This is a genomic window from Anabaena sp. AL93, from assembly GCF_001672085.1.
GTDB lineage: Bacteria > Cyanobacteriota > Cyanobacteriia > Cyanobacteriales > Nostocaceae > Dolichospermum > Dolichospermum heterosporum.
In genome coordinates this window covers 1-14992 of record NZ_LJOU01000076.1, presented here as the reverse complement: position 1 = coordinate 14992, position 14992 = coordinate 1, and the positions used below count along the sequence as shown (strand labels likewise).

At 35.1% G+C, this 14992-nt stretch carries 13 protein-coding genes and 1 CRISPR repeat array; of the genes, 6 read left to right on the top strand and 7 right to left on the bottom strand.

Going from position 1 to position 14992, the window contains the following annotated elements; genetic code table 11:
- Nucleotides 1-224: 224 nt before the first annotated feature.
- The 5 genes from AN486_RS18760 to AN486_RS18740 are packed head-to-tail and all read right to left on the bottom strand — an operon-like array spanning nt 225 to nt 6877.
- Complete coding sequence (locus AN486_RS18760) at nt 225-1790, bottom strand: hypothetical protein (RefSeq protein WP_052149923.1); 1566 nt, start codon at nt 1788-1790, stop codon at nt 225-227.
- A gap of 2 nt (nt 1791-1792) precedes the next feature.
- A complete protein-coding gene (locus tag AN486_RS18755; protein WP_290602014.1) occupies nt 1793-3310 on the bottom strand; it encodes an RAMP superfamily CRISPR-associated protein in 1518 nt (505 codons plus the stop codon).
- A gap of 2 nt (nt 3311-3312) precedes the next feature.
- Nucleotides 3313-4161, bottom strand: a complete 849-nt coding sequence (cmr4, locus tag AN486_RS18750; RefSeq protein ID WP_039202341.1) for a type III-B CRISPR module RAMP protein Cmr4 — start codon at nt 4159-4161, stop codon at nt 3313-3315.
- 17 nt (nt 4162-4178) lie between these two features.
- Entirely contained in the window at nt 4179-5189 is a 1011-nt protein-coding gene (locus AN486_RS18745; protein WP_039202332.1) for a type III-B CRISPR module-associated Cmr3 family protein, read from the bottom strand.
- On the bottom strand, nt 5174-6877 hold the full coding sequence (locus AN486_RS18740; protein ID WP_290602001.1) for a type III-B CRISPR-associated protein Cas10/Cmr2: 1704 nt from the start codon (nt 6875-6877) through the stop codon (nt 5174-5176). The genes AN486_RS18745 and AN486_RS18740 overlap by 16 nt, the downstream gene beginning before the upstream one ends.
- A 392-nt stretch (nt 6878-7269) precedes the next feature.
- Here AN486_RS18740 and AN486_RS18735 point away from each other — a divergent pair, with 392 nt between their 5' ends.
- The 3 genes from AN486_RS18735 to AN486_RS18725 all read left to right on the top strand — a co-directional run bounded on the left by AN486_RS18735 (nt 7270) and on the right by AN486_RS18725 (nt 9894).
- On the top strand, nt 7270-8697 hold the full coding sequence (locus AN486_RS18735; protein ID WP_290601999.1) for an ATP-binding protein: 1428 nt from the start codon (nt 7270-7272) through the stop codon (nt 8695-8697).
- Complete coding sequence (locus AN486_RS18730) at nt 8640-9203, top strand: WYL domain-containing protein (RefSeq protein ID WP_290601997.1); 564 nt, start codon at nt 8640-8642, stop codon at nt 9201-9203. Before AN486_RS18735 ends, AN486_RS18730 begins: the two co-directional genes overlap by 58 nt.
- A 118-nt stretch (nt 9204-9321) precedes the next feature.
- The gene (locus AN486_RS18725; RefSeq protein WP_290601995.1) at nt 9322-9894 is read left to right on the top strand and encodes a transposase; all 573 of its coding nucleotides are present in this window, start codon (nt 9322-9324) and stop codon (nt 9892-9894) included.
- 85 nt (nt 9895-9979) lie between these two features.
- On the opposite strand, the gene AN486_RS18720 is transcribed toward AN486_RS18725, so the two are convergent.
- Together AN486_RS18720 and AN486_RS18715 are read right to left on the bottom strand one after the other, a co-directional pair.
- On the bottom strand, nt 9980-10156 hold the full coding sequence (locus AN486_RS18720) for a hypothetical protein (protein ID WP_290601993.1): 177 nt from the start codon (nt 10154-10156) through the stop codon (nt 9980-9982).
- Between the two features lie 45 nt (nt 10157-10201).
- Nucleotides 10202-10576, bottom strand: coding sequence for a hypothetical protein (locus tag AN486_RS18715; RefSeq protein ID WP_290601991.1), 375 nt, complete (start codon nt 10574-10576; stop codon nt 10202-10204).
- Between the two features lie 155 nt (nt 10577-10731).
- A CRISPR array of direct repeats spans nt 10732-12338; the repeat unit is 36 nt; unit sequence GTTTCCATTAATTCCACTTCCTATAAAAGAAGCGAT.
- Between the two features lie 293 nt (nt 12339-12631).
- On the opposite strand from AN486_RS18715, the gene csx18 reads away from it, so the two are divergent.
- From csx18 to cas2, 3 genes are all read left to right on the top strand, one after another.
- Complete coding sequence (gene csx18 / locus AN486_RS18710) at nt 12632-12886, top strand: CRISPR-associated protein Csx18 (protein WP_039203187.1); 255 nt, start codon at nt 12632-12634, stop codon at nt 12884-12886.
- Nucleotides 12887-13170: 284 nt separating this feature from the next.
- Nucleotides 13171-14046 carry a CRISPR-associated endonuclease Cas1 gene (gene cas1, locus AN486_RS18705; RefSeq protein ID WP_367142453.1) on the top strand — a complete coding sequence of 292 codons (876 nt, stop codon included), beginning with the start codon at nt 13171-13173 and terminating at the stop codon, nt 14044-14046.
- The gene (gene cas2, locus AN486_RS18700) at nt 14046-14324 is read left to right on the top strand and encodes a CRISPR-associated endonuclease Cas2 (protein ID WP_190381925.1); all 279 of its coding nucleotides are present in this window, start codon (nt 14046-14048) and stop codon (nt 14322-14324) included. The genes cas1 and cas2 overlap by 1 nt, the downstream gene beginning before the upstream one ends.
- The last annotated feature ends 668 nt before the right edge of the window (nt 14325-14992 follow it).

Here is a 14992-nt window from a genome sequence, read left to right as displayed (position 1 = left end):
CACAGGCTTCTTTCCATCCTGCCACAATTCTCCCCCAACGGCGCAAAGATGGACATTTATCTAGCCGGCATATAGTAGTTCAGGGGTAAAAGTCTTGTACTGTATGACTTTTGCGGTAATTTTTAGTCAAGTACAATAAATGACATCATTATCATTCAAGAAAAACATACGGTTTAGAGTCAGATCCCCGACTTCTTAAAGAAGTCGGGGATCTTGTTGTTGATTCAACGTAGTTTACTAGCTATTTCTTCTAATTGTTTCCGTAAATCACTTTCTTTATAAGGTAATCCTAATTTCTTAATTTGCTCTAAAAATGGCTTTTTGACTTGTTCTTTATAAGCATTGACTACACCTGCATTATCATCAGTATACGGTGAGGTATCTTGTTGATCACCTAACAAATATTTAATTACTTCTTTTGGTTTAGCACCTACTAAATTGTGCATTAATTGATTACGTCTATCAGTTCCATAACTACGACGATATTTACCTATATACTGTAATAATTTCCAAGATGTAGACTTGAATAAAGGATCATATAATTTACATAGCCATTCAAACATTCCTTCATTACCACCAATTACCCTATTTATACTATTTATATCTTCCTTGTTTAAGTTATTATTAAAACGAGAATCATCTACAGGAAACTCTAATTTCCGTAGTATTTCAATTTTAGCTTTCCTGTCTAAATTTCCAACAAATCCTAGTCCTGGTTCACTCCATTTAATATTATTATCTTTATGTATCTTTTTAACTATTGCTGCTTTCATAAAGGTTTCATGAGCAGCAGCTAATAAAGTTATACCTTGAATGTAATTTTGCTTTTCAAAGAAAATTTCTACAATCTCCAAAGCATCAATAACACGATATATCGCAGGTTGAACATCAAACTCATTTCCTTTTGCTAAAGTATTTTCAATATTTAAAACACCAACTAAGCGGTTTAATTTTAACTTGACATTAGTATCAATTTCCGTTGTGTCCTCTAAAAGTTTTAATGCAGCACCAGGAAAACCATCTACTATTAATTGTTTAGCCTTTTGAATTTGAATACCTCTTAAATACTTTGAACTAGGAATAGGTATAGCTTGCCTATCTTTATATTCATTGCTTACTAAAAATTGTACTTGTTTCTCAAACTTGGCTAAACTGGTAAACTGAACTGCGGAAGAAATAGCTGGAGTACCTGCTTGATGACTTACAAAAATATTTGCATCTTTGTCAATAGATGTTATTTCTTGTTTTTGAAATAATTTATCAACTAATTTTAGACATTCATTCCAATCATCAAGACCTTCAAGACCTTCTTTTTCAGGTTCTGCTTCTAGTGGTAAATAATGAATATGCTCACCCGTTTTAAGTTCAGGATATTTGTTATCCTGCTCAAAATACCTTTCTAATATAGTTTTAAGTGTACAGGTATCTTGCCAGTAAGGACATTCTTTCTTATTTTTGTCTCCCTTGCCAAAAACATTTTCTTGATCTGTCAAAATCACAATAATTTTATCAGGATGATTTCTACCCTGCAAATATTCAGTGAATCTATTAAGTAGAGGAAATTGTAACTCTTCAAAAATCTGATTATCTAAATTTGTACCGTAAACAATACCCATTACTCTTGCAGGAACAGTAGCAGGACTTTTAGGAGTTTCCTTAGTAGGTTCAAATGTATGCTTATATTCCTTTTCAAATTTTACATAATGGTTATTCCATAGAGATTTTTTATAACCGGACTTGAGTTGTACATCGCTATTACCAATAGTGAGAATCCAAACATTCATACTCATGATTAATTACCTCTAGGAAATATTTTGATAAATTGTTTATCGTCTTCTAAAAATTCTAAAAATTGTCTTGTACTGTCAGAATCATCAGGAAAAAGAGTTAATAACTCTACATATTGAGGCAGTCTTTCTAACTTGCCATCTTTGATAACATAGCGGGGATACATTCTATGCCAAATCCTTCCTACTTTGCTAGGATTATCTTTGTTACCAATTCTCCCTGTTAAATCTGTTTTGTAGATTCTTTTACCAGTTGTATAGTTACCGTGAAACCACTCAACAGCTTCACTTGTTTTACTGATTTTTGCCCATACTTGAACGTTATTAATATGCCATGTTTCTCGCCAAGGAGTGTAATTATCGTTATTTAAGTTCAGTAAACTAGCGAAATTCTGCTGAATATCATGGAGAAATTTAGATATATGACCAATATCAGATTTTCCACAAGTCAAATATAAATCTTCTGATTCTTTCAAAAATTCCCAATGACAACCAATCATGGGTTTATCATTATCCTTAAAATATTGATTCCAGAATTTACGATGATTAACCCTACGCCAAGATTTACCAAAACCTCCTAATAAAACACTAAATTGAACAAGTTGAGTGACAAATTTTTTAAGTTTGACTTTCTCTTTGTCAGAGTTACCCAAATATAAAATATCTAATCTTCCTTCTCTCAAGTCATAAGTAGACATAGAATGGGTTTTATTAGGTTTAGGTTTATATGTATGCTGACCTAAATCAATTTCTTCCGCAGTGAAACTAATACCTAGTTTTCCTACAAAAGTACCGTTGTCAATTCCTCCCCATAGTTTTTGAGTTTCTGTTTTTGCAGTTTTCGCATCTGTAATACCTCCCAATATTCTCAAAGTATGTCCCCGTAATACTGCTTTAAACATATTGGGGCGAAATTCGGGGGTAGTATTATTTAATAATTGAGAAGTTAATCCTTGTCCAGAAAGATAAACAGAAAATATCAATTTATCTCTACTGACAATTTCTTGAATTGTTCCATCATTTTCATGCTTACTAAATCTTCCATACCCTGCACTAACTCTAGAACCAATTCCTATTCCTAATGCTTTTTCCCAAATCTCCCAAATCTTTTCCCATTCTGATCGTCCTAAATTTTTTGTGCTGGAAATACCAAATAATAAGGTAGTTTCATAAAGAGATATTTGAGGATTAGCTGTAGTAGTACAATCTTCTTCAACTTGACGTGGTTGTTGAGAATGAACTATATCAACTAAATGTTTTTTATCTCCCCAAGACATATCTATTGGGTATGCACCATGAAAACGTAAAATACCTGGTTTAGTTTTGGTTTGACCATTTTCTTTAGTTTCCGTACCACAATAATCAGCTTTTAATTCATTTGGACAAACTCTTAAAAATGCACCCTTCATACTTGAACCAGGATAAAAGGGAAATCCTTTAGCACCAATTACAGGTCTAATAAAACCATATTCAGCTACTAAATCATGAGCATATTGATCCAATTTGTATAACTCTAAAGCCATTTTTATACTCCTTCGATATTTAAAGTACAATGTCCAAAACCAATAGATTCTAGTCCACCTAGATATAGTTCATCACTGTATGTATTAATAAGTGATTTCCATGTTTCTAATTGTTGATTTTCTTGGTTATTTTCATTTGTTTTATCCTCTTTTACTGCTATGGGAAAAACTAAAATTGTTTCCTCTGGTAGTCCTTCAGTATTAAAAAAGTTTTTAACCTTTTTCTCATTTTTATCTAACACTGCTCGACTTTGACGATATAAAGCCATATCATGAATCATTCCTATTTCATCATCAGCAACTACTACTGCGGGTAATTCTTCTTTTGAAGGAAACCACATAGATAAATTATTAGTTGATTCAATGGTTAAAAAACCAAAATTAAAAAATAACTTATTTTCTTCATCTATGGATAAAGTTTTTAAGTTGCTTGATCCTGTGTAAACTAATTCTTCTGGATCAATTTCTAATAGTTCAGAATTAAAATTACCTACTATTCTTTGATAACGTTTTAATAAGCGTGGACAGCTTATCCAAACTATAGGTTGACCAGGACAAAAAACAGGAATCCAAACTATAGAAGCGTATTCAATTTTAACTATAGATTCTGTTGTACTATTGGCTTTTCCTGTTTCTCCTTCATTTCCATACCAGTAATTAGCTTGATCTTCCCCTTGAGAATCACGCATTTCTGAACGTAACCGACCACGAATAGAACTACCGGGAATAATACCTGTATTAGTAAATTGATCTCGAAAAATTAAGTTTAAATTTCCGCTTTCTTCTCCTGCACTTGCGCCAACATGAAGCGGTGATAAAGTCTTGATAATTCCGTAAGATTTTTTAAACATTTTGGTAACTCCTTGAATTAAATATCTATTGGTAAACACAAACCACAGCCCATTTTTTTGAGGCTAAAACCTTCCTTGGGAAACCATTTTTCATCCCATTCCCACCAAGGTTTATTAATTGGTTTATCTAAAACATAAACACTTCCAGCAGGAACAGAATACCGTCCTCTTCCTAACCTTCCTTGTTTTGTCCTTTTATCACCAACTCTGTAACGATAAGGAACAGGTTTATCAGTTAGCATTTTAATATTCTCAGGGTTGCTGGAAAAGGCGTTTTCTGGAAACCGTTGAGATAAACGATTTGAACCCCATACACCAGGTGTAATTAATGCAAATTTATCTTTTATTTTTTGATTTAAAAAATGTAAAATTCGACTCTTATCAATGGGTTCACTCTTGATTTCAACCAAATGATTTTCACCTCCAAATTTATACCAACCTTCTGGTAAAGAATGAGTAGATAAATAGACTAAGCAATATTCTGGGTCTATTTGTACAGCATATTCTAGAAATAAACCATCTTCAGGAAAAGTACATCTTTCATCTTTTACAATTCTAGGATGTAAGATAGGAACAAACTTCCAAGGTGCTGTTTTAGCATATTTGTTACTCAGAATATCCTCCGCAGGTTCATTCCAAAAATTAATTCTTTGCCATTGATATTCAGGTTCTAACTCCTTATTATCTCTATGCCATTTAGTTTTATTACTGTTTGGTGTATTTTTAAGTTTCCATTCTGTAGACTCATACTTACCTATAATTTTATTCCAAGGTATTGGTACATAAAAAGATTCTGGTTTATTCCATTCTCCCCAAAAAGGACCCGCTACATATAATTCATCACTTAATTTTTTGTCATCCCATAACTTTTGTTCTTGATTAACTCTGAAGAATAATCCTGATAATGTCGCAGCTTCAGGAGGAAATTTAGCACCGGAACGACCAACTAAATTTTCAGGTGATAAGAATGCTCCTGCACTACCATACATAAAACCCAAAGGACTGATACAAATTAAATACTTGAACATAAATACCATCCAATCTGAATTAAATTATCTATCCATTCAACGATTAATTTATTTCTTTCACAGATACCATCTTCTTCATTAAAGCCAACAAGATGTTTAGCTAAATCATCATCTAGCAATTTTTGACCTTGATGTGGAAAATAAATATTTAATAATTGAGTGGGTATTATTCTTGTTAATGTACTTTCACTAGCACTAAAACCGCGTCTAAACTTCAATGTTGCTAAATCATTATAAACATGACTCCAGTTAGGAAAATCTTCTTTCTTTCTCCCCTTACATTCCCATTCATAAAATGTTTTCCCATCCCTATCTCGATACTTCATCAAAATATCCAAATAATCCCAAGGACAAGTCCACTGCACATATTGACCGCTATTAAAAACCACGCGAATTGTCACCCTATCTCTCTCTAAAGATTTGGCTACTTTTTCCGCTTCCCGACAATGTTGTAAAACATCTCGCTGGGGTACACTACCCGCGACCCAAACAAAACCCACACTTACGTTAATACCTGGTTCATCTTTATGCCATTTATCGTTTAATGTAAGTAGCCATTTATAAGCAATAAAACCAGGTATCTGTCTATGAAATTTCTTCTTAAAGATGGGATTATAAATCATTCCAAGAAAATCATCACCTCCTGCATAAACTATTCTTCCTAACTGTTTAGGAAATAGACGCTCTTGTGATGAATCTTGTATACTAATAGAATTAGCTATATTACCTAATTCTTTAGGAAATTCTTTTTCAAATTTTTGACCCCATTTTCTAATTTTATCACTAAATTCTTTAATGCTTGAACCATCTTTATTTTCATCTGCTAATTGCTTTAAATGTTCGCCAACTTTGTCACCATCTCCCATAAACCATCCTGTCCATTGTCCAGAAGTAGTTGCGGTTGGTTTTCTGTCAATTTCTCGAAAACTTTTGAGTTTTCCTAATTTCTCATCATCTGGTTTATCTTTACTAATTAAATCTGCTATTTCTGGTAAGGTAACTAACCGTTTTACCAATTCAGGAATACTCAATTTTTCATTAGGTGCAATATATTTACCTTCTGGGATTTTGCCAGGTGGACAATTATCTAATTTTCGCGCTAATTTTTCATAAAAATCTTTAATTTGCTTATCTTCATCACCATAATCTAAAGTTTTAGGATTACGATATTCAGAACCCAAACCAGGAAAAGCAATACCATCTGTACCTGTTAAGCTAGAACTCTCACCAATCCAATTAACAGCACTCCAACCACGGGATAATTTATTAGTTTCTAGATCCTCCATTGCTGCTTCAATACAGCAACCAGTTCCGTGAAATATTTCCCAAGTATGACCACCCCAAAGCGTCCACTCACGTTCCCAGTGATATTCAAATTCAGGTGGAGGTAATTTTTCCTCTATCCAAGTTCGACAAACTTTTAACATCTCTTTCCATGCAGAAAGTAATATTTTTTCTGCATCTTTTTTACTCATTTCTCCTTTAATCAGAATACGATTAGGCATCCCTTTTTGTAAATTAGGTATTGCTGGAGAAATTACTGTTAATCCGTTGTTCTCAACAGACAAAACTAGCTGCTGACTCAGATAAGACAGAATCAGAGATGCACCATATAAGTCCCGAAGTTTACGGGATTTTTCGATAAACCCTTGAACAGGTGCGAAGGTGATAGCAGTATATTGAGTCACGGATTCTGTATCTCCTTGTTATGCTTACTTTTTAACATACACGCTGAAAGTTATACTGTGTTCAAAAAAGATAGTTTGTAAAAATTAGTTAGAAAACTCAACAGGTTTTGTCACAAATCACTAAGTTTTCGCCGATAATTTTAAGCTCATATTGTCATATTTGAAGATATATCAACAAATTTGACTGCTGTTTGCAATCTGTGAATATTTACTGATTTGTGTTGTGTTTTTATATTATCAGCAAAAAACTGGATGTAAACTACTGTTCATGCGAATGACGAAATTTACTGGGGCAATGTGGTAATAAATTCGTGATTCGCTTGAAAACACTAGACTTTGAGGTTTGTTAAATGCAGACAATATAAAATAAGTTTTATTGAGGATCGAAGAAAATGTCTACTCCTCCCATCTGTCACATCCTGATCGGTGTCCCTGGTAGCGGTAAGTCCACTTTCGCTAATGAGTTAGCTAAGTTGGGGAATTATCGCATTGTCTCTACTGATGTTATTCGTCAAGAACTTTATGGGGATACCACTATTCAGGGTGATTGGATAGATATAGAAGCAGCAGTAATTTCTCAGATCACAGCAGCATTGGCTCAAAATAATGCTGTAGTCTATGATGCCACTAATGCCAAGCGTGCGTGGCGATTGGATTTATTAGAAAAGTTAAAATTAGTCGTCGCTTCCCCGGTTTTATGGATGGGGTGGTACTTAAAAACCCCTTTGCTAACTTGTAAAGGATGGAATCAACAGCGCACTCGTCAAGTTCCAGAGATGGTAATTGAGAGTATGCACCAATGGCTGCAAGATTTTCCACCAATGGCCGCTGAAGGGTTTGCAGCAGTTAAGGAAGTTGATGTCACGTCCCCAAAGTTCAACTTTCACCAAATCTCTACCCAAATTCAACAGCTTTCTCGAACTCTAATCAACCGCACTAACCGTAATAGTCAAATTACTTTTCATGCTTACAGTAAATTGCTGGATTTTGAGCGATTAATGTATCTAATTTCCTTGATCATTAACTATCCGGGAATTGGTAATCTACAAGCAACTCATCCCAGTTTATTAGCCAGCATTTTGGGTAAAATCCCTCAATTTACCAGTTCACTAGAAGAAATCACCGCTTGTATCAGCCAATTGTATGGGAATATCTATGCAGATGAAATTGCGATCGCCTCTAATTTACTATGGTTGCAGCAAAATTCCCTCATTGGTGTTAATTCTATCTCTTCACCTTCCCATCTCCCTATCTCCCCTGGCGCTGTTTCTCTGACCGTTTCCGTTGCTGTGGTAACTCATCCCTACTCAGATTTACCAGCGTTTCAGAGATTATTGCAAACTATTAGGTTCATCTTACATCATCCGTTTTTATCCAATTCTGGACAAGGAAGTTTAAAAACTTTACTGTCCGCACTGCAAGAATATGAGACTATTGATGGTAATACTTTAGATTCTGTCCGTAAAGATATTGAAAAAGTCCTTAAACCATATAAAATATTACATAATTTTTCTATGCGAGACGGTTATTTTGCGGGAACGGCAATTTTATCAGCACTAGAATTAACTCAGGTGTTTCAAGTTCTCCAGTCTCAAGCACAAAGTCTCAATGACCCGATAGCACTGGAAATTTATGAAACCTTTGCTACTCGCATGGCACAAAGTCGCTTGGGAGTCAGTGATATTTATCCGGTACGAGCGATCGCTAATCGTAGCATGATTGACCCGCATTACAAATTGTTTTTTCTAACACAGCTTGGTATTTGGGTTATGAATGTGTATCCGGTGAATATCATGGCTTATTTCGTTTTGAACGATTAGATAGATTATTTATTGGTAAACTGCTAACAAAAGTGCGTTCTCGACAAGAACAAGAAAATTCCTTAAAAAAGTTACAAAAACTATCTAAAGCCAGTGCAGGAATCTTTTTAGGTTACAATCCCCACCAACAACAACGATTTCTGAGTATTAATAAAAAAGAACGTTCTCTAGTGTGTACTACTATTGAATTGTGGTTTAATAATGAACTTTTTAGATTTGTTGCCGAAGGAACTAAACGATTTCCTCCACAACAGATGAAAATGTCTCTACCAATCACAGGTAAGAGATTAACTTTGCCTAAATCTATTTTTTGTCTTGATAAAACAGAAAATAAAAACTATCCTCATCGGTTTCAAGTCATATTACCTCAATGGTCTTTAGATGATGTGGAACTTTTGCGCTGGATTCTTGGTTTTAAAGGAGGAGTGAAGGTAATAAAACCAAAATCATTAGTTAATAAATTAAAACAAATCGGTGAAGACATTGTGAATGTTTATAGATATTAGATCCCCGACATTAGATCCCCGACTTCTTTAAGAAGTCGGGGATCTGGGAACTCAGGGATCTGGGAACTCGGATATCTGGTAAAATTTTATTAAATTTGAATATCCCATATTTTTATTTATGCCCCAAAGAAAAACTCCCTGGCAAAGTGGTAACTTTTATCATATTTATAATCGTGGTAACAATCGTCAAGATATTTTCTTTGAACGTGAGAATTATATTTATTTTCTCCGGTTACTAAAGGAACATCTTATTAAAAATGTAGTAGATATTGTTGCTTACTGTTTAATGCCTAATCATTATCATTTATTGGTATATCTGAGAAATGAAACCCTATCTGATGCCATGAAATCTCTCTCTCTTGCTTACACAAAGGCAATTAATAAACGGTTTAACCGTTCGGGGGTATTATTTCAGGGACGGTTTCAAAGTATTCACATCCAAGAAACTGAATATCTTGTCAATCTTTCTCGCTATATTCACCTCAATCCAGTAAAAGCCGGAATAGTAAACCATCCTGGAGAATGGGAATTTTCTAGCTATTTAGAATATGCAGGATTACGACCAGGAACACTTCCCAAAATAGAATATATCAAAACGCAAATCGAGTCAGAATCAATTTATCAACAATTTTTGCTAGATCATAATTTACCTAATTCTACTGACTTCAAAAAACTACTACTCGATGATTGAAAAGAAAAGATCCCCGACTTCTTAAAGAAGTCGGGGATCTGGGATCTGGGATCTGGGATCTAATTAAATGATTAATTTTAATATTCTATTTGCCTTCATTTGCGACACCTAAACCAATTATACCCAAACAACATAAACCATAATAAATCTCTGGCTCATTCCCACATTTACCGTCTTTTTGGTCTTGTCTAATAGATGCTTTTGTTGCCGTGTTAATAACAGTAACTAGAGAATTGCGGATAAAATTACTAAAAATCTGCATAGTGAACTTCCTGGAATTTCCAAAAATTGACAATTAAAAACTACATTATTTACTTAATTCTTCAACCTGTTTTTTCGCGCGAGAAATAGCCAAAGCATTATCAATAGGAGCAATAATTGTCCCCGCAACTGATCCTATACCAAAAGCTCGTGCCATAGCTTCTTCACTATTACGAGAACTTCCAGCAACTACTACTCCTATTAAAGCCCCACCACACATAAGCCATAGAACTGCTTTCCACCGTCGGGTATAACAATATCCACCAATGGGAATGAGCAGAGAAAGGAAAACAGCAATCCCTATATTTAATCTAGAAAGGCGTGCTAAATTTTGTGCTTTTTTACGTTCTTCTTCTTCCTTAATTGAATCAAGATATTGACGTAAAATTTCTTGATCTTGATCTTTATTTTGTTCTGACATTGTAGAATTTCCCCCACCAATCTGATTATATTGTTTACATCTCGTGTAACAACATAATCTCAATTTTGTGATTATTCAATACTTCTCATGCGAATGAGGAAATTTAAAATATCCTAAACCCAAAGATCCCCGACTTCTTTAAGAAGTCGGGGATCTCATATCTTGATTCCACTTCCTATAAAAGAAGCGATTAGTTTGGGTGAAAGCAAACAACCTGTTATTGTACAAGGGTTTCCATTAATTCCACTTCCTATAAAAGAACCGATCCTAAAATCAGTCCCTTACTAGCAGGTATTGACCCCAAACGTTTCCATTAATTCCACTTCCTATAAAAGAAGCGATGAAGAGATCAGACATTTGCACACTCACGCTGAGTTCTAGTTTCCATTAATTCCACTTCCTATAAAAGAAGCGATATGAAGAGTGCTCAAAATCTAAACTTTTTAGTTAATCGTTTCCATTAATTCCACTTCCTATAAAAGAAGCGATTATGGATCTACTGGGAATTTATCTGAAACCATCGTCAATCGTTTCCATTAATTCCACTTCCTATAAAAGAAGCGATCTACTGGACTAGAACCCAGTGTGCCGTTGCTGCTTTGATGGTTTCCATTAATTCCACTTCCTATAAAAGAAGCGATTAGCGATAAATAATCATGCAAGGAACTATAAAGCGAGAATGTTTCCATTAATTCCACTTCCTATAAAAGAAGCGATGCAGCTTAAAAAAGAAATAGAGAATACTAAAAATGTGTTTCCATTAATTCCACTTCCTATAAAAGAAGCGATAGAATGATGTTCAATATGATGGTCGCGTCATTACTCAAGTTTCCATTAATTCCACTTCCTATAAAAGAAGCGATACGGTGCTTGGGGTTGTGGACGGGCTGATATTCCTGTTTCCATTAATTCCACTTCCTATAAAAGAAGCGATTAGTATTCTAGTTGCATAGCAACACACCTTCTGAAAGAAGTTTCCATTAATTCCACTTCCTATAAAAGAAGCGATAGATCAAATTAGCAAGCTGATGTTTAAAGCTGCTGAAGCTGTTCAGTTTCCATTAATTCCACTTCCTATAAAAGAAGCGATAACTAAAAGGGGTTGATGCCTGCTTGCATCAACCTTGTTTCCATTAATTCCACTTCCTATAAAAGAAGCGATAACATGACTTATAAACACTTTGGTATGTTGTGGACAAAGGTAGAGTTTCCATTAATTCCACTTCCTATAAAAGAAGCGATTAGGCATCTTCGTAGCTGTATCCGAGATCCATGGTTTCCATTAATTCCACTTCCTATAAAAGAAGCGATAATGGGAATCACTTCTCCTGCTGTATGGTGGAACAAGTTTCCATTAATTCCACTTCCTATAAAAGAAGCGATGTCAATGTAGAAGATGAAGACACTGGTTTAATAGAAGAAGTGTTTCCATTAATTCCACTTCCTATAAAAGAAGCGATTATTCCTAAAGATAGATATGTGCGTTACCTTAGTAAAGTTTCCATTAATTCCACTTCCTATAAAAGAAGCGATCTAGATGAATACTGGGAATATATACATAATTTATTTCCTGTTTCCATTAATTCCACTTCCTATAAAAGAAGCGATAGCTGGAGTAAGCCTGACAACAGAGCAGAAAATGAAGGTTTCCATTAATTCCACTTCCTATAAAAGAAGCGATGACAATCCTAGTATGTCAATATGGGCGAATCTTGATGGTTTGATTGTTTCCATTAATTCCACTTCCTATAAAAGAAGCGATACCCGTCATTCTAAACCCATACAGTGCCTAATGTCTAGATGCCATTTGCGACGGGGTATCAATTGGCGGCTACTTTCCGAAAATAACCAGGCAATAAAAAACCCTGAAACCCTTATACAGAGAGACATCGGCGGGGTTAACGGAAACATCAGCATTTCCGCCATTGACCTGACCCCGCCGCTAACAAATCATCACCAATAAATAAATTCGTCATTCGCATAAAATCACTTGTATAAATTTTCTGTGTGATTTAACTTAAAAAAGTACAATTAATACCGAATCCCAACTAAACCATGTATATTTCTAATCGTGCTGCCTTAGTGCGGAACTTAGCCGTTGCATTTCTCAATGGGACAATTACACTGATTATTTTGCTAATAGCACCTTTAGGACTAGCAGCAGTAATTATCAATACTATCTTAGTTACCATCGCCACCTTTGCAAATGCCACAGCCGGAGATAGAGTTGTACGTTTTTTACAACCATCCCAAATCAAAACCATGATAGCAGAAATCATGTCCCAACAGTCACAAATCACAAAAGATTAATCATAAATCTCAGAATAACATAATCTTTAGTTTATATATATGCGAACACTTTATGTTTCTCGCCAAGGTTGTTATATTAGCCTCAAAGCTGAAACCTTAATAGTTAAACAAGGAGAAATAGTACATGGTGAAGTTCAATTACCACTACTAAGTAGGTGAACACAATAAAACCAAACTGTGTAAAGAAATGTAAAATCGCCCAAACCCTTTTCACTCTTGCCTCTTGCCTCTTGCCTTTTGCCTTGCCATAACGACAATTTTCAACGCTCACCTACTTAGAACAAATATTAATCTTTGGTAAATCACAAATTACCACCCAAGCCATTCGTACCTGTCTTTGGCGAGATATACCCATTGCCTATTTATCTCGGATGGGATACTGTTATGGAAGATTAATGCCAATTGAGCGTGGTTATCGTCGCCTATCTCGTTATCAACAAGAGTTAACAGCAATTGATAAATTGATAGCAGCTAGAACAATTATTCAAGCCAAATTAAAAAATAGTCGCACCTTTTTACAACGTCAGCAACGCCGTAATCCCTCCCAAACCGCTGAAATTACCATTAAAAGTTTAGAAGTATTAGCGCAAAAAGCCGGGGAAGCAGAAACTATCGAGCGTTTAATGGGTTTAGAAGGTGCTGGTGCTGCACAATATTTTAACGCTTTTGGGGAATGTTTAAATAATCCTGATTTTGTCTTTTTAGCTCGCAGTCGTCGTCCCCCAGGAAACCCAGTAAATGCCATGCTTAGTTTTGGTTATCAAATTTTATGGAATCATCTACTAACACTAATTGAACTCCAAGGATTAGACCCCTATTATGCTTGTTTACATCAAGGAACAGAACGCCATGCAGCATTAACTTCTGATTTAATTGAAGAGTTTCGCGCCCCAATTATTGATTCTTTGGTACTGTGGTTAGTCAATACCAAAATCATGAACATTGACAATGATTTTGAATATCATGATAGCGGTTGCTACTTAAATAATTCGGGAAGACCTAAATATATTAAGTATTTCTTGCAACGACTAGAAGAAGAAGTCCAAAATTCTGAAGGAGAGAAACAACCACGTTGGGATTTAATGACACAGCAAATCAAGGCTTTCAAAGATTTTGTTTACCAGCCAAGTAAACTATATAAACCTTATCAAATCCGGTAATGTTATTGTATGTAATAGTATACGACATTACTTGTGACAAAAGACGTAAAAAAGTCTCTGATTTATTAGAAGGATATGGTCAAAGAGTTCAATATTCAGTCTTTGAATGTATTCTTAGTCAAACCAAATATAGTGAATTGCAAAAAAGACTCCGCAAACAAATAAAATCTTCTGAAGATAGTATCAGGTTTTATCCATTAAGTAAACATACATTCAACCAAATTGAAACTTGGGGAGAACCACCAGTTACAGAACTTCCCGGTTCTACTATCATCTAAATCAGATCCCCGACTTCTTTAAGAAGTCGGGGATCTTGTTACATCTAAGAGGTTGTTTGAAAAGTATTAGATGAAACCGATAATCTCCAGAAACCTAACCCCCCTTCCCTACCTCTCCCTAGTAAGTAATTGGACAAAAATATTTACGGTCATTGCGACGGAAGGGAAGCAATCACAACCCTTGGAATTGCTTCATTTCACTTCGTTCCACATGGCTAACGCCACGCTACGCCAACACAATAACATTGTGTAATTAATTCCGTCTCACTACTTACAAAACGGCATAAATAAACCAACCATTCTAAATCCTCCAAAAGCCTATACTGTCTTCATTTTGACTTTTGACTTTTGACTTTTGACTTCCGCCTTGCGGTACTAGCCCTCTCCTAAAAGGCTATCGTGTACACACAAGTTAAATTACCCCCCTTAATCCCCCCGATGCTTTGGGGGGAAACAATAAAAATCCAGTTCCCTCCCCTTTACAAGGGGAGGGTTAGGGTGGGGTAATTTGAGGAATAATGGTGATTCGATAACTTGTGTGTACACCCTAGCCGATGCTTTGGGGGGAAACAATAAAAATCCAGTTCCCTCCCCTTTACAAGGGGAGGGTTAGGGTGGGGTAATTTGAGGAATAATGGTGATTCGATAACTTGTGTGTACACCCTAGC